The following is a 19,569-nucleotide window of genomic DNA, read 5'->3' on the forward strand; positions in this document are numbered from 1 at the left end:
GGTCAATGCAGCCTGGCGCAACAGGTCGTTTAATAGCCACAGAATTATAAAAAAAGGATACTCCGCGATGGAAACAGTCACTCGGGTATTACTGGCCGGACTGCTGCTGGTGTACTTTACCACTCAGGCTGGCGAGGTCAGTCCGGAACAAGCGGCCAAATTGCAGGCGCGCATCATGAATGCCAACTTACCGTTACAAAATCGGGTGAGGGCATTAAAAAAGTTACATGCAGATCAGATTGTTAACGGCAAAATTAATCGCAGTTTTTGTGTCTGGGACCCTTTGGGACGCAACGGACCAATTTATGCGACCGTTAATGATCAGAAGCTACGCTCGCTGCATTATGGTCTGGCGTTGGATATCCGCGCTTATCCTGACGAAGAACAGCTGATCACTGATCTCAAGTCGGGGGTGTGCGACGCGGCACTGATTCGTGGCAACCGGACCTACGAATTCAACCGCTACGTCGCCACGCTTGAAGCACCGGGTGCGGTACCGGATGTGCAACATTTCCGCATTCTCAGTCAGGTGATTGCCAGCCCGAAAATGGCCGGGAAAATGGAGCAGGGCGACTATGTTGTGGCCGGAGTGGCATATCTGGGGGACAGCTATTTTGTTCGTCATCCCAAGCCGCTGCAAAGTCTTGCGGCGCTGGGACAACAAAAGTTAGGTGTGATCCGCGATGAACGATCGCTGGTAGAGGTTGCCAACCGCTTGTCAGCTAACGCCGTTAAGCTGGGTGCTGTAGCGGCGGCAGGTGAGTTTGTAGCGGGCGGGCTGGATGTGATTCTGGCACCTGCGGTCATTTATCAGGCGTTGATTGCCGGCCAGCTGAATGGCCCGGTGCGTATTCTGGATATGCCTCAGTCGTTATCGACCATCCAGTTGATTGGCCGTCAGGAGAAATTTCCGACCGGCCTGGCCCAAATTCTGCGCGAAGATTTTCTGTTTAAATTCGATACTTACGTCGGCCGGGTTAAAGCGGAAATGAACACTGTGCCAGCAGACTATTGGCAGCCGGTACCGGAAAGTGAGCAACAGCGGCATCGCTCGCAGTTGCAGTCCTTACGACTGAGTCTGCGTAAACAAGGGCTCTACGACGGCGATATGCTGACATTGATGCGCAAAGTGCGGTGTAAACTGGCGCCCCAGGCTGCTGAATGCACGGCAGTGGTGGAATAGCGTTATTCGTAAAGAAGTATCAACCCCCGGGCTTAGTAGTATTCCTGACGTGCATGCTCAGCTACAATCGCGGGAGCGAAATTATCCTAACAGGAGCAGGAAATGAGCAATCGCCCGGATTATCTTAATATGAACCACAGCTCAGCCCAGGACGCCGCGGCTGAGCCAATGACGGCACAATCGTCAAACGATCAGATCATCAGTCATGATGGTCGTAAAGTACTGCGCAACACCTATGCGCTGTTGTCTATGACGCTGATTTTCAGCGGTATTATGGCAGCGGTATCAATGGCCTTTAACGTGCCACATTTTGGTTTGCTGACGCTGGTCGGCTATTTTGCTCTGTTATTCCTGGTCGAAAAAACCAAAAACAGCGCTATGGGTCTGGTCTCTGTATTCGCTTTGACTGGCTTTATGGGAATGACTCTGGGTCCGATTCTGTCTCTGTATGCCAAGCTGCCGGGTGGTACCGAAATGATCGCCATGGCGATGGGCACAACCGGCCTGATCTTTATGGGAATGTCTGGTTGGGTATTGAGCACAGGTAAAGATCTGAGTGGCTGGGGTAAAACTCTGATGGTTGGTATCCTAGTGGCTTTTGTGTGTTCTCTGGGAGCCTACTTCTTCAACATGCCAGCGTTATCACTGGCGGTTTCTGCCATGTTCATCATGCTGATGTCAGGCCTGATCGCTTATGAAACCAGTGCGATCCTGCATGGTGGTGAGACCAACTACATTTCTGCAACCGTCACTCTGTATGTGGCTATCTACAACCTGTTTCTGTCTCTGTTGCAGATTTTTGGTGTGATGGGCGGCGACGACTGATTGCTGGTTGGCAGTATCAAACCCGGTGTACTCTGCGGTATACCGGGTTTTTTTGTCTTTGCTGTTCAAGAACGATGCCTTACGGCCGACAACTCAGTTATGAAAATGCTGCTAATACTTCTATGTACGGGAATATCGATGCCGCTGCTCGCTGAATGTCGCGACCGGGATGCCTGGGATGCCAGCGATGAGCTGGCGCTGAAGTTTTTCCACGAAGCGGAAGTATTTCGCCGGGCGCGGGTGCTGAAGGTTCATCATCCTGGCGGGCGAAAGGAGGTCGCGAGTTATATCCGCAACGGTAACAAGCGTTACACTATGTTTTCACTGGTCGACTCAAACTGTGTTGCGGTGTTTCGCAAGCGCACCCGTCAGGGCGACTGACGGCGCTTGCTCTGTGGTTATTGCCGGGCTAACAGCTGTTGCAGATCCCGTTCGACATCAGCAAGGCGGATTTTCTCTTTTTCGATCGTTGCTGCAGGTGCTTTACAAACGAAACCATCATTATTCAGTTTATTGCTGATGCGCTGAATCTCATCTTCCAGCTGGGCAATTTTAAGTTCCCGATCCGGCGTCTGTGCGGTGTCAGTCATTGACTGTGTCCTCCATGGTTATGTCAGATATGCTGATAAGCATAGACCATATCTGACAAACGTGAGGCTTCAGTCAGATTGCATTGCCTGTCAGGTCAGGGTCTTTTTGTCTTTCTGCAACTTAGTTTCTGCTTTGCCCATTTAGTGTATCCCTCGCTGACGGATCACCGTATGCTGGAAGCAGGATGGTTACTTAAAGCCTACGGGATGTAACCGTGGACTACGCAAACGGCCTTCGCTAACCGGTAGGAGGTATTTATAGTGGCAACAATGAATCGTTTTATAAGGAATCTCCGCTTGTTGCATATCGGCTTCTTGGCTTTGGTTGTTGTGTTGCTTACTGGCTGTAATCAACATGACTACAATATGCAGGCTAACGTCGACACGCTGGGGGATGCTATGTCTCACTGCCGGGGTTATACCCGGTTTATGCTGCCGGACGAAGCCCGCATGTCGCTGGATGAGTTATCAAGCCGTGAAACGCCGGAATATTACGATATCTTCTTTGATGTCTCGGATGCCAGTGAATCGGGTCACGCCAAATGCCGGGTGGATAAAACCGGCCTGATTATTTTTTATCAAACCTATGGCTACCGTCAGCGTTCACGCTCATTTGCCGATTTCTGAGGTCTCCACGAGCGGTTACAGCTTTGCATGAGCCTGGCACTAAGATCATTTCGGTCTTAACGCCCTGTTCGATACCTCTTATTCCTATAACCGTTCTGGTTTAATCCGCCTTGTTACTTCTGTTTTATCTAATTGATTTTTATAGCTATTTTTCTTCCGGAACGAGACATCATGACAATCGTTTCATTATAAGAGATAAGCATCTCTCCAGTTTTTAGATCTATATCACCGGACTGGCTCAAACAGCCCAGTTGAGTGCCGGAACATCCGGGCCTTTACTGAAACAAGTGAAAGGTTTGGCATTTCAGTCACTTATTGCTGAAGGAGTCCGCATGGCACAGCAGCAATGGAATCTGCCTCTGGGCGTCACCGAAATCAGCCGGGAAGTGTTTTCCCTGCATATGGTTATCTTCTGGATTTGCCTGGCGATCGCCATCGTGGTTTTTGGCGTAATGTTCTGGTCGCTGATCCGTTACCGTAAGTCAAAAGGCGCCAGAGCGGCGAATTTCCACGAAAGTACCCTGGTCGAAATCCTCTGGACCGCGATTCCTGTCGTTATTCTGATTGTTATGGCCATCCCGGCCACGGCCACGCTGAAGAAAATCTACGATCCCAGTGCGGCTGACCTGGATATTCTGATTACCGGTTACCAGTGGCGCTGGCGTTACGAATACATGGACAGCGGCGTCAGTTATTTTTCAAACCTCGCCACTCCGGAAACGGAAATCCGTAATCAGGATGATAAAAACCCACACTATCTGCTGCAGGTGGATGAACCTCTGGTTGTCCCTGTTGGTAAAAAAATCCGCTTTTTACTGACCTCTGCGGACGTCATCCATGCCTGGTGGGTGCCTGAACTGGCGGTTAAAAAGGATGCCGTGCCGGGGTTTATTAATGAGTCCTGGGCGAGAATTGATGAACCGGGTATTTATCGCGGTCAGTGTGCTGAATTATGCGGTAAAAACCACGGCTTTATGCCGATTGAAGTACGGGCAGTACCGCAAGAGGCTTATCAACGCTGGCTGCAGGGTAAGCAGCAGCAACAACAGCAGGAACTGGCCAGCAGTAACAAGGCCTGGACGGCTGAACAGCTGATGGAGCGTGGCGCCAGTGTTTACACTACCTATTGTGTTGCATGTCATCAGGCGGGTGGTGGTGGTATTCCTCCTGCGTTTCCGGCACTGGCTGGCAGTCCGGTAGCAACCCTGGCAGAGCAGCTGGATAACCATATCGATACTGTATTGTACGGCAAAGCCGGTACGGCTATGTCGGCGTTTGGTGATGTTCTTTCGGCCGCCGATCTGGCTGCGGTGATCACCTATGAACGTAATGCCTGGGGGAATGATACCGGTGATTTGATTCAGCCCGCAGATATTCGTCAGCGGCTCGAAGGTGAGGGCGTCAGCACCGGCCAGCAGGCCGGCAATCAATCGGAGGAGACACGTCATGACGGCTAGCACAACGACAGCTCAAGCGGCGCCATCCTCTCACTGGAGTCGCTGGCTGGTTACCACCAATCACAAAGAGATCGGCAGTCTCTATCTGATTTTCTCCTGCGCCATGTTATTTGTTGGTGGATTTATGGCGCTGGTTATCCGGACTGAGTTATTTCAGCCCGGGTTGCAATTTGTCGAGCCTGAGTTTTTTAATCAGATGACCACCATGCATGGACTGATCATGGTCTTCGGCGCAGTGATGCCGGCGTTTGTCGGCTTGGCTAACTGGATGATTCCGCTGCAGATCGGCGCACCGGATATGGCATTGCCACGCCTTAATAATTTCAGTTTCTGGTTGTTGCCGGTTGCATTTACTATGTTGCTGTCGACCTTGTTGATGGAAGGGGGCGGGCCGAATTTCGGCTGGACTTTTTATGCACCGTTGTCCACCACCTACGCGCCACCATCAACGAATTTCTTTATCCTGTCGATTCATATCGCCGGTATCAGTTCAATTTTAGGTGCAATTAATATCATCGCGACCATTCTCAATATGCGTACCCCGGGTATGCGCCTGATGGATATGTCACTGTTTGTCTGGACCTGGCTGATTACCGCATTTTTGCTGATAGCCGTGATGCCGGTATTGGCCGGTGTGGTGACTATGATGTTGCTGGATATTAATTTTGGCACCAGCTTTTTTAACGCCGCTGGTGGTGGTGACCCGGTATTGTTTCAGCACCTGTTCTGGTTTTTCGGGCACCCGGAAGTGTACATCATGATTTTACCGGCGTTTGGTATTGTTTCTCTGATTGTTCCAACGTTTGCCCGTAAACGTCTGTTTGGTTATCGCTCCATGGTGTATGCCACCGCATCCATTGCGATTATGTCGTTTATGGTTTGGGCCCATCATATGTTTACGGTTGGGTTGCCGTTACCGGCTCAATTGTTCTTTATGTACGCCACTATGCTGATTGCGGTACCAACCGGGGTGAAAGTGTTTAACTGGGTTGCAACTCTGTTTCGTGGCTCGGTGTCGTTTGAATTACCCATGTTATTTGCTCTGGCTTTTATTGTGCAATTTACCATTGGTGGCTTGTCAGGGGTGATGCTGGCGATTGTGCCTGCGGATTTTCAGTACCATGATACCTATTTTGTGGTGGCTCATTTTCATTATGTGCTGGTGCCAGGTGCTGTGTTTGCCATTATTGCAGCCATCTATTACTGGTTACCGAAATGGACCGGTTTTTATCCTAATGAAACGCTGGGGAAATGGCATTTCTGGTTGTCGGTTGTTGGTGTGAATCTGACCTTTTTCCCGATGCATTTTTCCGGCCTGGCAGGCATGCCCAGACGTATTCCTGATTACGCTCTGCAGTTCGCCGATTTTAATGTGGTGTCTTCACTGGGCGGCTTTTTGTTCGGTATTTCCCAATTGTTATTACTGCTGGTGGTGATCGTGTGTATTCGTGGTGGCAAACCTGCCGGGGCTAAACCCTGGGAGGGAGCCGAAGGTCTGGAGTGGACGGTACCCAGTCCGGCGCCGCTGCACACTTTTTCTGAACCGCCTGAGTTTATCCCTGAGCGCGACTCACCGTCACGGGAGTAATGTGATGCCTACTCACAGCCAACAGCTCAATGTCCGTAAAACCGTTGTGCGCTTAGTCTGGGTATTGCTGGGGATGGTGTTGTTTACGGTGTCCCTAGTGCCTTTGTATCAGGTTTTTTGCGATATCACCGGTCTTAATGGCCGTAACTCCGCTCTCACCCGCGCCAGTGAAATACCCGTGCTGATGCATGGCCAGGGTGAAACGAAACAGGTGTCCTTCGTGACCCATGCCGGTAACGGTCTGGCTGTCAGTTTCAGCTCATTGCAGCCGCAGCAGCAGGCGGCGCCGGGCGGTAAATACCAGGTGATGTTTCGCTTCCGTAATCTCAGTAATAAACCGCAGCGGGTACGGGCGGTACCGAGCGTCAGCCCTGCACAGGCGAGCCAGCATTTATTAAAAATAGAATGTTTCTGTTTTCAGGAAATGATGCTGGCGGCGGGAGAGGTGAAGGATGTACCACTGGTGTATTTTTTGTCAGCAGCGTTTCCGGCTGATATTGCATCGCTGACGCTGGCTTATACTTTATTTCCGGTCAGCCCGGAAGCCGATATGGCAGTAGGAGGATGATATGAGTGGTCATTATTACGTGCCTGAATCCAGCCGCTGGCCGGTATTTGCTGTGCTGGTGATTGCTTTGTTTGCTGTAGGAGCGGCTGCATCTTTGTCATTTGGCAGCGGCGCACCTCTGATGTTCGCAGGCCTGGCCGGCATTCTGCTGGTGATGTTTTTCTGGTTCCGGGATGTTGCCCGGGAGTCTATGGCAGGGCTGTACGATCAGCAGATGGATCGTTCATTCCGACAGGGGATGGCGTGGTTTATTTTTTCAGAAATTATGTTTTTTTCGGCATTTTTCGGAGCACTGTTTTACATCAGAATGTTTGCGCTCCCCTGGCTTGATGGCGAGGGAGCAAAAGGTATCAGTGCGTTATTATGGCCGGAATTTGTTGCCTCCTGGCCGTTGCTGAATCCACCGGGAGATAATATTAACGGCCCGGTTGCCGTGATAGACCCCTGGCACTTGCCATTGATTAATACCCTGTTGCTGGTCAGCTCCAGCGTCACGCTGACGTTATCTCATCATGCGCTGAAAAAGAATAAACTGTCTGCTTCACAGGGCTGGCTGGCGGTCACGTTATTACTGGGATTTTCCTTTCTGGTGATTCAGGGCGTTGAGTACGTTGAAGCGTATCAGAAGCTGGGCCTGACCTTACAGGCTGGTGTATATGGCGGTACGTTTTTTTTACTGACGGGCTTCCATGGTTTGCATGTCACGATTGGTGCGCTGACACTGCTGGTGATTTTTATTCGATTATTACGCCGTCATTTCTCAGCAGCACAACACTTTGGTTTTGAGGCCGCAGCCTGGTACTGGCATTTTGTTGATGTGGTTTGGCTTGGCCTGTTTATTTTTGTTTATGTTGTCTGAAACCAGAAAAACCAGATGATCAGTTCACTGATCAACACAATGGCGAGGCTGACCCGTAAGGTCAGGGAGCGTAATAAACGTACTGACGTAGAGTCATCCTTCAGCAGAAATCCCGCTCCGGCCATTAAGCTCAGTGCCATCAGGGTAAAAGTCAGAATAATCAGAATTTTCATCGGGGCGTCATTCCATGGCAACCAGTGTGTTCAGAACTAAAGCAGCTCAGCGGCAAATTTTCCAGCGTTATCGCGCTGGTGTCAGCTGGCGGGTGATTGTCTGGTGGGGATTCTGGCTGGCACTGTTCGCCATAGGCCTGTTGTTAAGCCAGTGGCAATGGCAACGGGCACAGGAAAAAAAGGCGATTCAGCAGGCTGAACAGCGGGCCGTGTCTTTGTTTAATCCGGTCACGCAACCGCCGGCGTTAGCGCAAGTTACCATCAGTGGTGTGTTTGAGGAACAGCACAGCTTATGGCTCGATAACCGTATTCTGGCAGGTCAGGTGGGTGTTGCATTATTAACCCCGCTGATCGATGTCAACGGCCGCTGGTGGCTGGTTGATCGTGGTTTTGTTGCCACCGCCGGCAGCCGGAAAAATCCACCGTTTCCGGCACCGGGAGACATCGACTTACAGGTGGTAACCGCAGTCTGGCAACCACTGGAAAATGAGGATGTAGCATTCGTATTAGACGATGCGTTACATAATCAGCGGATTCAGACGCTGGACCTGAAATTCTGGCCGCGGGCCAGTGAGGGATTTGCCGGGGTGTTGCATTTACAGGTCGACAGTCAGGGCTTGGGGGCAAGGCAGGTCTGGTGGCAACCCATGCAGATCAGTGTTGAACGTCATCTGGGTTACAGCCTGCAATGGATGTTGCTGGCGTTTCTGGCACTGGGCTTCGCTGTTGCCGGACGTAAAGCAATGACGACGGCGGCCAGGGAATAACGCTTACGGGGGTCTTAATGCAAATATTAGCGCGCGATAAAATTAAGCTTGTGTTGTTACTGACTGTACTGTTTTTGCCTGTACCGCTGGCCTGGTCAATGTGGGTATGGAAGGTGGGCCTGCCGGAAGACAACGTTGCTCATGGTGATGTCCTGCCGCTGATCAGTAATATCCGTGACTGGCCACTGTTAACGCCGATATACACCCATCCCGCCGGCCACTGGTATCTGATTTTCCGCTGCCAGCCGGACGTTCCTGATTGTCAGTTGCGTGATGAAATGTGGCGTTTGCATCGTGCCCTGGGGCGCGATGCGGGGCGGGTTCAGCGCTGGTTTTTGTTGGCTGAAAACCGTGAGGATCCGGTAGCCGGTCAGTTTCGCGGCGAGCAGGTGGCATTGTTGCCGGCTTCCGTGAATGGCAGTCAGCTCGGCGATTACATGATCTGGCTGGCTGATCCGCAAGGGCAGGTGGTCGTCAGTTATGGTGGTCAGGTCGATATTAGTGATGTTTTTGACGATCTGCGTCACTTGTTAAAACGCAATCCGGCCCTGCCACAGTGGCAGGCACAAATAACCAGCCGCGCGGAGGATTCTCATGACTGATTATTGCTACCGCCGCGAGCCATCGGATTATTTAATCCGGTTTTCGGGGCTGGCAGTGTTATTAACCTTATGTGTACTGCTGCTGGGGGTTGCCACCCGCTTATTAGATGCCGGACTGGGGTGCCCTGACTGGCCGGGGTGTTACGGCCGGCTGGCGGTGCCGTCTGCGGAACAGGCGGCACTGGTGTCCTCGCAACCGCTGGAACCCATCAAAGCCTGGATGGAGATGATTCATCGTTATGCCGCTGGCCTGTTAGGGGTTTTAGCGCTGGTGTGTGCCGCTTTGTGTTTGCGTCAGAGCCATCGTCGCTTACGCCTGATCGGCATTGCCTTGCCGCTCTTGATCGGTTTGCAGGGTGCCTTTGGTATGTGGACAGTCACCCTGCGTTTATGGCCGGTCGTGGTGACTGCTCATTTACTGGGAGGCTTAAGCTGTCTGGTGTTATTTTTCTGGTTACGGCTGTCGCTCCGCTCTGTGGCAGATCAACCTCCTGCCAGGCAGTCTGGATCGGCGGTGAATCCGTTGTACTGGCTGGCGTTACTGGTGTTGTTATTACAAATCAGTCTGGGAGGCTGGACGTCGAGTAATTATGCCGGTGTGGGTTGTATTGGTTTGCCACAATGTAACGGCGAGTGGTGGCCACAAGCCGATTTTGCTCAGGGGTTTCACCTCAGTCCGGAAATTGGTCATGACTATTTACATGGCCAGCTGGATGCTGTGGCCCGTACCGCCATTCATTTAAGTCATCGCCTGGGTGCCGTGTTGCTGGGGATTGTCCTGCTGGCCCTGGCTTACCAGCAGCGCTCAGCGGAGCGCCGGCTACGCAAGAGCAGTCGGATTTTGCTGCTCTTATATGGCTGCCAGCTGCTGGTGGCAGCGGTGATGATCGCCTGGTCTTTGCCTGTGTCGCTGGCGTTATTACACACTCTGATTGCGGCGTTATTGTTACTGACGCTGGTGTATGCGGGGTTTTACGGGATGGCTCGGCAACGGGCGCGCCAGCTGACGACGGAAATTCAGCCGGCGGAACACAGGAGGGAAGGTTATGGCCATTAATCAGACGCTGAATTTCAGCCCCGGGGTTGCTGACTACTGGCAGCTGGGCAAGCCCAGAGTCGTGCTGGTCATGCTGGTGTGTGCGCTGGTCGGCATGTTACTGGCTGAACCACAATTACCGGACCCCGGCCGTATGATCATCGCGCTGTTGGGTATTGGCCTGGTGTCGATGGGGGCTGCGGCCTTTAATCATCTGCTTGATCAGCGCTTTGACCGGTTAATGGCCCGTACCCGCAAACGGCCACTGGTACAAAGCCGCATCAGTCCGTGGCAGGCTGCGCTGTATGCTGCGTTATTATCGGTAACCGGTTTATGGCTACTGGCTGAGTGGATTAACGAACTGACGGCCTGGCTCACCGCAGCAGCGCTGTTGGGGTATGCGCTGGTGTATACCGCCTTTCTGAAACACGCCACGCCGCAGAATATCACCATCGGGGGTCTGGCTGGTGCGGCGCCACCTTTGTTGGGCTGGACCGCAATTTCCGGCAGCGTTGATGGTAATGCGTTGTTACTGGTGATGATTATTTTTGCCTGGACGCCATCTCATTTCTGGGCGCTGGCGATTTATCGCTGTGAAGAATACCGTCAGGCGGGGGTCCCCATGTTGCCGGTGACCCACGGACTGGCTTTTACCCGTTTACAGGTGTGGCTCTATGCCTGGGTAACACTGGCCACCAGCTTATTGCCCTACGTGTTTGGTTTATCCGGACTGGTGTATCTGCTGCTGATCAGTGTACTGAATCTGCGCTGGTTATGGCTGAACTATGCGGTATATCAGCATCAGGGGAAAAAACTGATGCGTGCTTCTCAGCGGGCGTTCTGGTTCTCCATTCGTTATATTCTGTATTGTTTCCTGTTTTTGTTGATTGATCATTTTATCGCCTTGTAACCCACCTCAGATAATAATCTGCTGTGGCAGATTGGTACTGAGATAATCCAGTAAACGTGCGGTTTTTGGTGAGCTCCAGCGGCTCGCCGGATAGACCGCCCAGATTCCTTCTGCTGCCGGACGAAAAGCCTCCAGTACGGGCTGTAACTGGCCCTGGCGAATCGGATTGAGTAAATATTCTTCCGGCAGCTGCACAATTCCCATGTCTTGTAACGCCGCATCGCGTAATGAAATACCACTGTTGCAACGTAATCGGCCGCTGACACGAACCGTGCGTGGCTGTTGATTTTCGACAAACCGCCAGTGATCCAGAGTGCCTAATAAACAGTTGTGCTGGCTGAGTTCCGACAAGCTGTAAGGCTGGCCATAACGACGGATATAGGCCGGGCTGGCACAGGTATACACCTGACGGCTGGCCAGTTTACGGGCGCGCAGCCGATTATCCTCCAGTTTGCCTAAACGAATGGCGAGGTCGAAGCCATTATCAATCAGATCCATCCGGGCGTTACTGAGTTCTACTTCAAAGCGCATTTGTGGGAACTGCTGCAGAAAACGGTTCAGCAAGGGCATCAGAATGCGCTCGCCATAGGTGATTGGCGCGGTCAGGCGCAGGGTACCTCGTGGCTGGGTTTGCTGGTCGAGCAGTTCATTTTCGGCGTTTTCGAAACCATCCAGCAGCTGGCGGCATTGCTGGTAATAGCGCTTTCCCTGATCCGATACGGAGACTTTACGGGTGGTGCGATGTAACAAGGGTAAGCCCAGCCGTTGCTCCAGGGCACTGACCTGGCGGCTGATCTGAGCGGTGGATAGCTGCAGGCGCTGAGCAGCGGCAGTAAAGCTGCCGGTTTCAACCACGGCAACAAATTCAGCAATACCCTGCCAGGTGGGGATAACGGACATTATTACTCTCTCGTAATAGTGATTTTATATTTCGCTTATTATCACACACGGAAGGGCAATATAGGATGGCAAATGAAACCGATGAATTAACTGAGGATAAACCGATGACTGCTGAAGCGATTACCTGTCGTGCTGCCGTAGCCTGGGCTGCGGGCGAACCGTTAAAAATTGAACAGGTGCTGGTTGCACCGCCCAAAGCGGGTGAGGTGCGGGTCAAAATTATTGCCAGTGGCGTGTGCCATACCGATGCTTTCACCTTATCGGGCGATGATCCGGAAGGCATTTTCCCGGCGATCCTGGGTCACGAAGGTGGCGGTATTGTCGAAGCCGTGGGTGAAGGGGTCACCAGTGTGGCGGTGGGGGATCATGTCATTCCGCTGTATACCCCGGAATGTGGTGAATGCAAATTCTGCCTGTCGGGTAAAACCAACCTGTGTCAGAAAATCCGTGAAACTCAGGGTAAAGGCCTGATGCCGGACGGCACCAGCCGCTTCTCCATTAATGGTGAGCCGATTTATCACTATATGGGTTGTTCAACCTTTTCCGAATACACGGTATTACCGGAAATTGCACTGGCAAAAGTAAATAAAACAGCGCCACTGGAAGAGGTGTGTTTGTTAGGTTGTGGCGTCACTACCGGAATGGGTGCGGTGATGAATACCGCCAAAGTACAACCAGGAGACAGCGTCGCCATCTTTGGTCTGGGTGGCATCGGTTTGAGTGCGGTGATTGGTGCCGCTATGGCTAAAGCCGGGCGTATTATCGCCATCGATATTAATGACAGTAAGTTTGAGCTGGCAAAACAGCTGGGAGCCACCGATTGCATTAATCCCAAAGACTATGACAAGCCGATTCAGGAAGTGATTGTTGAGCTGACCGATGGTGGTGTGGATTATTCGTTTGAATGTATTGGTAATGTCGATGTGATGCGCAGTGCGCTGGAATGTTGCCATAAAGGTTGGGGCGAATCGGTGATTATTGGTGTTGCTGGTGCCGGCCAGGAAATTTCCACCCGGCCATTCCAGCTGGTGACCGGGCGGGTATGGCGTGGTACCGCATTTGGTGGCGTTAAAGGCCGCAGTGAATTACCGGATTACGTTGAGCGTTACCTGGCCGGTGAATTTAAACTGAGCGATTTTATTACTCATACCATGGAACTTGATGCCATCAACGAGGCATTCGATCTGATGCATGAAGGCAAAAGCATCCGCAGCGTGATTCATTTCTGAGCCACGTGTGCCCGGGTAATCCCGGGCACACCTTGTCAACTTCTGGATCCTTGGATAAACACAGGAGGCCTTATGAGCCTGGAATTAATTGCCCAGAATAAAAGTTTTGCTGGCTGGCATAAACAATACCGTCATGTTTCCCGGACGCTGGGCTGTGATATGCGTTTTGCGATTTTCCTGCCGCCGCAAGCAAACGATGGTCCGGTGCCGGTGGTGTATTGGTTGTCGGGATTAACCTGCAGCGACGAAAACTTTATGCAAAAAGCCGGGGCACATCAGCTGGCGGCTGAGCTGGGACTGGCGATTGTTGCGCCGGACACCAGTCCACGTGGAAGTGATGGTTTGGACAACGCTGGTAATCCGATAGCCGATGACGACAGCTACGATCTGGGGCAGGGGGCTGGCTTTTATGTCGATGCCACACAGCCACCGTGGAATGATCACTACCATATGTACAGTTATGTGGTATCGGAATTACCACAGCTGATCGCCAGCCATTTTCCGGTCAGCGATAAAAAAGCGCTTATGGGGCATTCGATGGGTGGCCATGGTGCGATAACCATCGGCTTAAAAAATGCGCAACACTATACCTCGGTATCCGCGTTCAGCCCGATCAGTAATCCGATGAATTGTCCCTGGGGTGAAAAAGCCTTCAGTCATTATCTCGGCAATAACCGCGATGACTGGAAAGCGTATGACAGCTGTGAACTGATGTCAGCCATTGAGGATGCCAGTGGTTACCCGCCATTGTGGGTCGATCAGGGGCTGGCGGATAACTTTTTAACCGAACAGCTGAAGCCGGAAGCGCTGCAGCGTGCTGCCGAAAAAGTGAACTATCCGCTGACTTTGCAGCAACACGACGGTTACGATCACAGTTATTATTTTATCGCATCGTTTATCGCCCAGCAGTTGCGCTTCCATGCGCAGTATCTGCGATAACCTGAAGCTAACCGGTAACGTCGACGGCGTTACCGCTGGTCTGGTGATTGTTCGCCAGCAGCTGTTCGATCAGCTGATCTTTTTCCTGCCAGATATCACTGGTCCAGCGTTGCATTGCAGCGCGGATCTGGCGGTCGTTCTGGTAATCTCCGCGGCTGAATGCTTCCGGAATTTCACGCTCTTCCACCCGGACCACCACTCGTTGTAAACGGCCACACAACATATCCCAGAAGGTTGGAATGCCATCCGGGTAGACGATGGTGACATTGGTTAAGGCGCTGAAACGTTCTCCCAATGCCTGAATGGCAAATGCCAGGCCACCGGTTTTGGGTTTTAACAAATGGCGGAACGGCGAATTCTGGGCCTGTTGTTTCTCACGGGTAAAGCGGGTGCCTTCAAGAAAGTTCATCACGCTGCTGGGCTGGTACGAAAATTTACGGCAAGCCTGCTGGGTTTCTTTTAAATCATCGCCGGCTTTTTCCGGGTGTTTGCGTAAAAATGTTTTCGAATAACGGCGCATAAACGGGAAGTCGAGCGCCCACCAGGCCTGGCCGACAATCGGGATATAGCCCAGCTCTTTTTTAATAAAAAACTTCAGTAACGGTGCTTTATTCAGATACAGCTGGTACAACACAAAAATATCCACCCAGCTCTGATGATTGGCAGTAATCAGAAACCATTCGTGTGGATTGGCACGTTGCAGCCCCTGAATATCCCAGTCGACGCGGAACACCCGGTTGGTCCAGAATAAAATACCGGCGATCCACAGCGTTGCGATCCCTTCAATGGGTGGGTCGATCAGGCGTCGCACCAGGGCTTCGGGCAACAGGATTTTCAGTATCACAAACAGGTACAAAAACACCCCGAGAAACAGGGTGTAAAGCAGCAGCATCAGGGCGCTGATAATTCCGAATACCATAGTTCAACACTCGGCTATAAGACTTTTGAATAATAATCTGATTGATCAGTCGTTATCAATTGGGATTAGCTATCAAAAACACAGCTATTCTGTATCAGCAACAATTTATACCGTTATCTTATTGCTTTCTAGTGATAAAGTACTGATTAATTTTGAGTGGCTAGTAAATGACGGGCGCAGCGGCACCGGATTGGCCGATCACTGTTGGCCGATCACTGTTGGCTGATGATTGTTGGCTGATGATTGTTGGCGCGGATCGAAAATAAATGTCAGCTGGCCGTACAGAAACCCCATTATGTGATGCCCGGCGTATTCCCCGGCTCGACCTGTGTGGTGTGTTTGGTGACAATAACGACAACTGATTCAGGGTAATAACATGGATAAAGAAGCGTATCTGGCGGAAGTGGAACGCCGTCTGCGGACTTTGTTCCGCGCCAGCAAGGAAGGCATGGCCGTTGCCGATGTTGAGCGCCATCGTACCGAAGGCTTTATGCAGGGCGCGGTATTTATGGGGTTTGTCACGCCGCGGGAAATGGACCAGCTGATGGAGCAGGTGCATCTGGCCGTGTTTGGCAAAAAAATCTCCGAGCGCCGCCGTCAGCGGGCGACGGGCTGGAACAGCTGTGCGGTTGATTACAGCCAGTATGACCGGCCAACGTTTCGTCGCTGAAACGGCAGCCGGGCTGAGCAATTTTGTTCAAGCCGGTCGTTTGTGGCTGGTGTAATGTCGGGCTTCAGAAGGAGCCACGCCGATGACTGACAGCAATCAAGTCCGTTATTTGCACAGCGATTATCTGCAACAGGTCACAAGGCGCGCAAACAGTTGCGTAAAAGCTACAAAAAACCGACCTGATTCAGATCGGAACATTGCTGCATTATTTTCACTAAAAGGGGCGTTTGCCCCTTTTTATCGGCTTTTCTGCCATTTTTTCACAAGCCTTGTGATGGCAGAAAATAACCGGCCGATGCAGATCAAGTTATGGTGCAATTGTCCGATAACCTCTTGGTAAAGTGGCGCATCTGGACTAAAAATATATTGGTGGCCGGATAACCTTTTATGAGTAAAAAGGTATCGGAGCTGCTGCTGATTCCATAACAGTGAGGTTTGCATGACCAGATTTCTGGGTTCGTTGTCGGTTCGTCAAAAATTAATGTTCAGCTTTGGCCTGCTGGCCGTTCTGATGCTGGTGGTGGCGCTGACCATCTCTGTGTCATTACGCAACATGGCTATGGCAGAAAGTAAGGCACGGGAAGAAATGGCGGTGACGCTGCTGCAGTTTGACCGGGAAATCGGTCATCTGGTGTGGGCCAATAATCTGGCCAACAGCATCATGTTCAGCCGGCCGTTTGCCGGCAAACTGGATCCGACCCAATGTGAGTTTGGTACCTGGTATGACCAGTTCCGTACCAGTGATGCCTACCACCAGGCCATGCCGGCACTGAAGCGGGCGCTGGACAGCCTGGATCAGCCCCACAAAGACCTGCACGCCAGTGCGCGAGAAGTATTGGCCAATCCGCAAAGCGCGCTGTCGGTATACGACAATAAAACCATGCGTCACTTAAGCGATATGCGCGCCGCGTTTAATACCGTGCGCACCTTATTGCAGGAACAGCAGGTGATTTATATTGCCGAGTCTGAGGCGGCTTCAGAGCGTGCCAGTGTGGTGGTGTGGGTTGCGACCGGCATTACTGCGGTGCTGGCACTGGGTCTGGCGATCCTGCTCAGTATGCTGATTTCCCGTCCTCTGTATGCGCTGAAGAAAAAAGCCGAGCAGATCGCCAGTGGTGACCTGACCATGGCGCCGATGCGAATTGAATCCCGTGATGAAGTCGGACAAGCCAGCGAAGCCTGTAACCAGATGCAGATTCAGCTCAGTGAACTGATTCGTGGGTTGGTAGATTCCGCCCAGACACTGGCCCATGAAGCCGATGTGGTGGCGGAAACCACGGCTCAGACCAATATGGATCTTCAGACGCAGGCTATGGAAATTGACCAGCTGGCGACCGCCATGAACGAAATGACTGCCACCATTACCGAAGTGGCCCAGCATGCGCAGAACACCTCGGAAGCCACCGGCGAGTCGCAACGCTTTGCTGAAACCGGCCAGAGCACGGTGCGCACGGTGATTGACTCCATTCGCAAACTCGCCACCGGTGTTGATGAGGCATCCGGCGTGATCGCCAACGTGCGTCAGGAAAGTGTGAACATTGGTACCATTCTCGACACCATTCAGGCCATTGCCGAACAAACCAACCTGCTGGCCCTGAACGCTGCCATTGAGGCCGCCCGTGCCGGTGAACAAGGTCGGGGTTTCGCCGTGGTGGCCGATGAAGTACGGACTTTGGCGGCGCGTACGCAGCAATCGACCTCGGAAATCAAAAACCTGATCGACCGCTTGCAGCAGAGCTCGTCCAGTGCGGTAACCAGCATGGAAAGTGGCGTGAAACAGGCTAACTACAGCGTGCAGGAAGCGGATAAAGCCGGTGAGGCACTGCAGCAGATTACCGGTTCGGTGACCACCATTACCGATATGACCCATCAGATTGCCAGCGCCACCGAAGAGCAGAGCCTGGTGGTGAAAGAGATGGACCGTAACCTGATTCAGGTAAACCATCTAACCGAACAAACCAAAGAGCGTTCACGCTCGGCGGATGAAGCGGCGGAAAAACTGGGCAAAACCGCCAAGGTGCTGCTGGGGTATACCCAACGGTTCAAATTCTGAGCATATCTGATCGTCACGCGCAGAAAATTTCGCTGTGGACCGCAAGGCCGCTCATTAATATGAGCGGTCTTTTTCCACCAGAATTTTTAGCGCAATTTGTTTATCGCTGCGACTGCTGATCCAGTGGTCGCGGGCGTTGTTCTGTTTCGCCAGCCGGATGATGCTGTCTTCATGGGTGGCGGGGGCAATCACTTCAATAATAATCATAAAATATAATCAGCCAGTCGCTGGCTCTTGGTTAGACTCGTGCCGCAATGCAGCGTCCGATGGCTTCCATTACGGCGCGCAATTGTGCAGTATCCGGACGCTATCAAACAGGGTCAACCCGGATGCGGATATGGAACTTGACGGACAACACATTTTATCGCCACAGCAGGCCGAGCAGCTTTGTTGCCCGGCGTGCAGTAAAGCAATGAATCGCTCGTTTTGTGCCTGCCCGCAATGTCAGCGTCGCTGGGACCCCGGTGATGCGGCCAGTGTCAGATATTATTGCAATACGGCCTGGCACATGTGTCAGTCCTGCAGCGAAGCACAGCAGCGCTGTATTATGTGCGGAAATAAACGCTGAATTTAACAAGAGACATCCATGAACGCGATTGAAATGGGTTTGAAATGTGCAGTTGAGGACGAGCAACGCCTTGTCGATAACATCAATGCTTTTCTGGCAACGAAACAGTATCGGAAACTGTACAAATGGCCGGATAAGGGCGGAATTCGTAATATCGACGACCCGGATAATGATCCGGAAATCGAATATACCTACGGCCAGTTCATCAAGCAGGCGCCACGCTGGTATTTTGATATGACGCCAAACGTTGATTTGTCCGGTAAACACCGCTTTCCGGACTTTCCTGAATGTGGCTGGACGTTATATTTTTCGCGCCCGGGAGACGAGCATAACAGCGAAGCAGATCGACAGATGCTGGAAGATTTTCTGCAACAATTAATTCAGGGTAGCGGCTTTGACGGCGTGATCTTGCATCGTTATCACGAAGGTGATTACCGCCGCTAGCGTTGTCCGCGCTAAGCCGCACCCTGAAGCGCTATTATCAGACGTCAGCTGGCGCTAAAAAGTTCTGCTCGCAGTAGCCATCCACATCATGAATATGAATAACCTGATGTAAATTGTCTGCTGTGGGCATTTTATCACCCAGCAGTTCGGCCAGTTTATTGATCACGCTATCGCGTTTGAAGGCCAGTGCCAGGGCGCTGTGTGTCAGCCTGATGTCCGGCATGATGTCATCATCGTCGTTGTCTTCCGCTGCTTCGTTGATGGCTTCAAGCGCCTCCAGTAACGGTGCGACACCCGGCACGCGTTCATAATCCAGCAGCAGAATAAATTCCTCCGGGCTGAAATAATCTTTGTCGTAGCCGCTGGCATCAAATTCCTGGCCGTCTTTTGCCGCCAGATTCCAGTAAACATCCGGATGCCAGTGAGCGACCGATAGTTTCATATAATCAAAAGCGTCCTGACTGGCAAAATAACGGATGGCTTCACCACGCCGCTCCAACATGCCTAATAAGGCGTTTTCAAAAAGGTTGGCCAGTGTTTGTGTGTCGTTCATTGAGTAAACGGTCCTGCAGTGAATGGGGTTACATGATAAAACCGGGTAATGATAGCTGTATTATTTATGCTTGTCCCGACGCACTGCCGTTTTGTGTCTTTCGGCGACG

23 protein-coding genes are annotated in these 19,569 nt (G+C 51.9%); 17 read left to right on the forward strand and 6 right to left on the reverse strand.

From position 1 onward, the window contains the following. The first annotated feature begins 67 nt into the window (after positions 1–67). From ACFOMG_RS07030 to ACFOMG_RS07040, 3 genes are all read left to right on the forward strand, one after another. Positions 68–1,183 (forward strand): putative solute-binding protein, encoded by a 1,116-nt coding sequence (locus ACFOMG_RS07030; protein ID WP_376865659.1) that lies wholly within the window; start codon positions 68–70, stop codon positions 1,181–1,183. Between the two features lie 102 nt (positions 1,184–1,285). Beyond that, on the forward strand, positions 1,286–2,008 hold the full coding sequence (locus ACFOMG_RS07035) for a Bax inhibitor-1/YccA family protein (RefSeq protein WP_376865660.1): 723 nt from the start codon (positions 1,286–1,288) through the stop codon (positions 2,006–2,008). Positions 2,009–2,146: 138 nt separating this feature from the next. After that, the gene (locus ACFOMG_RS07040) at positions 2,147–2,389 is read left to right on the forward strand and encodes a hypothetical protein (protein ID WP_376865661.1); all 243 of its coding nucleotides are present in this window, start codon (positions 2,147–2,149) and stop codon (positions 2,387–2,389) included. A 17-nt stretch (positions 2,390–2,406) separates the two neighbouring features. Here the strand turns inward: ACFOMG_RS07040 and ACFOMG_RS07045 are convergent, their stop codons facing one another. Continuing rightward, on the reverse strand, positions 2,407–2,598 hold the full coding sequence (locus tag ACFOMG_RS07045; protein ID WP_376865662.1) for a hypothetical protein: 192 nt from the start codon (positions 2,596–2,598) through the stop codon (positions 2,407–2,409). Between the two features lie 366 nt (positions 2,599–2,964). Between ACFOMG_RS07045 and ACFOMG_RS07050 the strand changes: the two genes are divergently transcribed. From ACFOMG_RS07050 to ACFOMG_RS07070, 5 genes are all read left to right on the forward strand, one after another. Beyond that, positions 2,965–3,225 (forward strand): hypothetical protein, encoded by a 261-nt coding sequence (locus ACFOMG_RS07050; RefSeq protein ID WP_376865664.1) that lies wholly within the window; start codon positions 2,965–2,967, stop codon positions 3,223–3,225. Positions 3,226–3,557: 332 nt separating this feature from the next. Continuing rightward, a complete protein-coding gene (gene coxB / locus ACFOMG_RS07055; protein WP_376865666.1) occupies positions 3,558–4,682 on the forward strand; it encodes a cytochrome c oxidase subunit II in 1,125 nt (374 codons plus the stop codon). Continuing rightward, the gene (gene ctaD, locus ACFOMG_RS07060; protein WP_376865667.1) at positions 4,672–6,270 is read left to right on the forward strand and encodes a cytochrome c oxidase subunit I; all 1,599 of its coding nucleotides are present in this window, start codon (positions 4,672–4,674) and stop codon (positions 6,268–6,270) included. Before coxB ends, ctaD begins: the two co-directional genes overlap by 11 nt. A gap of 4 nt (positions 6,271–6,274) precedes the next feature. After that, on the forward strand, positions 6,275–6,838 hold the full coding sequence (locus tag ACFOMG_RS07065; RefSeq protein WP_376865668.1) for a cytochrome c oxidase assembly protein: 564 nt from the start codon (positions 6,275–6,277) through the stop codon (positions 6,836–6,838). 1 nt (position 6,839) lies between these two features. After that, the gene (locus ACFOMG_RS07070; protein WP_376865669.1) at positions 6,840–7,697 is read left to right on the forward strand and encodes a cytochrome c oxidase subunit 3; all 858 of its coding nucleotides are present in this window, start codon (positions 6,840–6,842) and stop codon (positions 7,695–7,697) included. Here the strand turns inward: ACFOMG_RS07070 and ACFOMG_RS07075 are convergent. After that, on the reverse strand, positions 7,685–7,870 hold the full coding sequence (locus ACFOMG_RS07075) for a DUF2909 family protein (protein ID WP_376865670.1): 186 nt from the start codon (positions 7,868–7,870) through the stop codon (positions 7,685–7,687). The genes ACFOMG_RS07070 and ACFOMG_RS07075 overlap by 13 nt on opposite strands. A gap of 14 nt (positions 7,871–7,884) precedes the next feature. Between ACFOMG_RS07075 and ACFOMG_RS07080 the strand changes: the two genes are divergently transcribed. Genes ACFOMG_RS07080 through cyoE form a run of 4 tightly spaced genes read left to right on the forward strand, consistent with a single transcriptional unit; the run spans position 7,885 to position 11,185 of the window. After that, positions 7,885–8,637: an SURF1 family protein gene (locus tag ACFOMG_RS07080; protein ID WP_376865671.1), complete on the forward strand. Its 753-nt coding sequence runs from the start codon at positions 7,885–7,887 to the stop codon at positions 8,635–8,637. A gap of 17 nt (positions 8,638–8,654) precedes the next feature. Next, on the forward strand, positions 8,655–9,239 hold the full coding sequence (locus ACFOMG_RS07085) for a hypothetical protein (protein WP_376865672.1): 585 nt from the start codon (positions 8,655–8,657) through the stop codon (positions 9,237–9,239). Beyond that, positions 9,232–10,296 (forward strand): COX15/CtaA family protein, encoded by a 1,065-nt coding sequence (locus ACFOMG_RS07090; protein ID WP_376865673.1) that lies wholly within the window; start codon positions 9,232–9,234, stop codon positions 10,294–10,296. Before ACFOMG_RS07085 ends, ACFOMG_RS07090 begins: the two co-directional genes overlap by 8 nt. Further along, positions 10,286–11,185 carry a heme o synthase gene (gene cyoE / locus ACFOMG_RS07095; protein WP_376865674.1) on the forward strand — a complete coding sequence of 300 codons (900 nt, stop codon included), beginning with the start codon at positions 10,286–10,288 and terminating at the stop codon, positions 11,183–11,185. The genes ACFOMG_RS07090 and cyoE overlap by 11 nt, the downstream gene beginning before the upstream one ends. A 6-nt stretch (positions 11,186–11,191) precedes the next feature. On the opposite strand, the gene ACFOMG_RS07100 is transcribed toward cyoE, so the two are convergent. Further along, a complete protein-coding gene (locus tag ACFOMG_RS07100) occupies positions 11,192–12,085 on the reverse strand; it encodes a LysR family transcriptional regulator (protein ID WP_376865676.1) in 894 nt (297 codons plus the stop codon). A gap of 104 nt (positions 12,086–12,189) precedes the next feature. On the opposite strand from ACFOMG_RS07100, the gene ACFOMG_RS07105 reads away from it, so the two are divergent. Together ACFOMG_RS07105 and fghA are read left to right on the forward strand one after the other, a co-directional pair. Next, complete coding sequence (locus ACFOMG_RS07105) at positions 12,190–13,314, forward strand: S-(hydroxymethyl)glutathione dehydrogenase/class III alcohol dehydrogenase (RefSeq protein WP_376866207.1); 1,125 nt, start codon at positions 12,190–12,192, stop codon at positions 13,312–13,314. A 72-nt stretch (positions 13,315–13,386) separates the two neighbouring features. Then, a complete protein-coding gene (gene fghA, locus ACFOMG_RS07110; protein WP_376865677.1) occupies positions 13,387–14,253 on the forward strand; it encodes an S-formylglutathione hydrolase in 867 nt (288 codons plus the stop codon). 7 nt (positions 14,254–14,260) lie between these two features. On the opposite strand, the gene ACFOMG_RS07115 is transcribed toward fghA, so the two are convergent. Further along, complete coding sequence (locus tag ACFOMG_RS07115) at positions 14,261–15,172, reverse strand: acyltransferase (RefSeq protein WP_376865678.1); 912 nt, start codon at positions 15,170–15,172, stop codon at positions 14,261–14,263. 376 nt (positions 15,173–15,548) lie between these two features. On the opposite strand from ACFOMG_RS07115, the gene ACFOMG_RS07120 reads away from it, so the two are divergent. Together ACFOMG_RS07120 and ACFOMG_RS07125 are read left to right on the forward strand one after the other, a co-directional pair. Further along, the gene (locus ACFOMG_RS07120; protein ID WP_376865680.1) at positions 15,549–15,842 is read left to right on the forward strand and encodes a hypothetical protein; all 294 of its coding nucleotides are present in this window, start codon (positions 15,549–15,551) and stop codon (positions 15,840–15,842) included. Between the two features lie 439 nt (positions 15,843–16,281). After that, positions 16,282–17,895 carry a methyl-accepting chemotaxis protein gene (locus tag ACFOMG_RS07125; RefSeq protein ID WP_376865681.1) on the forward strand — a complete coding sequence of 538 codons (1,614 nt, stop codon included), beginning with the start codon at positions 16,282–16,284 and terminating at the stop codon, positions 17,893–17,895. 54 nt (positions 17,896–17,949) lie between these two features. On the opposite strand, the gene ACFOMG_RS07130 is transcribed toward ACFOMG_RS07125, so the two are convergent. After that, the gene (locus ACFOMG_RS07130) at positions 17,950–18,102 is read right to left on the reverse strand and encodes a hypothetical protein (RefSeq protein ID WP_376865683.1); all 153 of its coding nucleotides are present in this window, start codon (positions 18,100–18,102) and stop codon (positions 17,950–17,952) included. Positions 18,103–18,481: 379 nt separating this feature from the next. Between ACFOMG_RS07130 and ACFOMG_RS07135 the strand changes: the two genes are divergently transcribed. After that, positions 18,482–18,907: a hypothetical protein gene (locus ACFOMG_RS07135; RefSeq protein ID WP_376865685.1), complete on the forward strand. Its 426-nt coding sequence runs from the start codon at positions 18,482–18,484 to the stop codon at positions 18,905–18,907. 37 nt (positions 18,908–18,944) lie between these two features. Here ACFOMG_RS07135 and ACFOMG_RS07140 read toward each other — a convergent pair whose 3' ends face one another. After that, positions 18,945–19,460, reverse strand: coding sequence for a hypothetical protein (locus ACFOMG_RS07140; protein WP_376865687.1), 516 nt, complete (start codon positions 19,458–19,460; stop codon positions 18,945–18,947). Positions 19,461–19,569: the final 109 nt, after the last annotated feature.

The organism is Bacterioplanoides pacificum, assembly GCF_042648445.1.
GTDB lineage: Bacteria > Pseudomonadota > Gammaproteobacteria > Pseudomonadales > Oceanobacteraceae > Bacterioplanoides > Bacterioplanoides pacificum.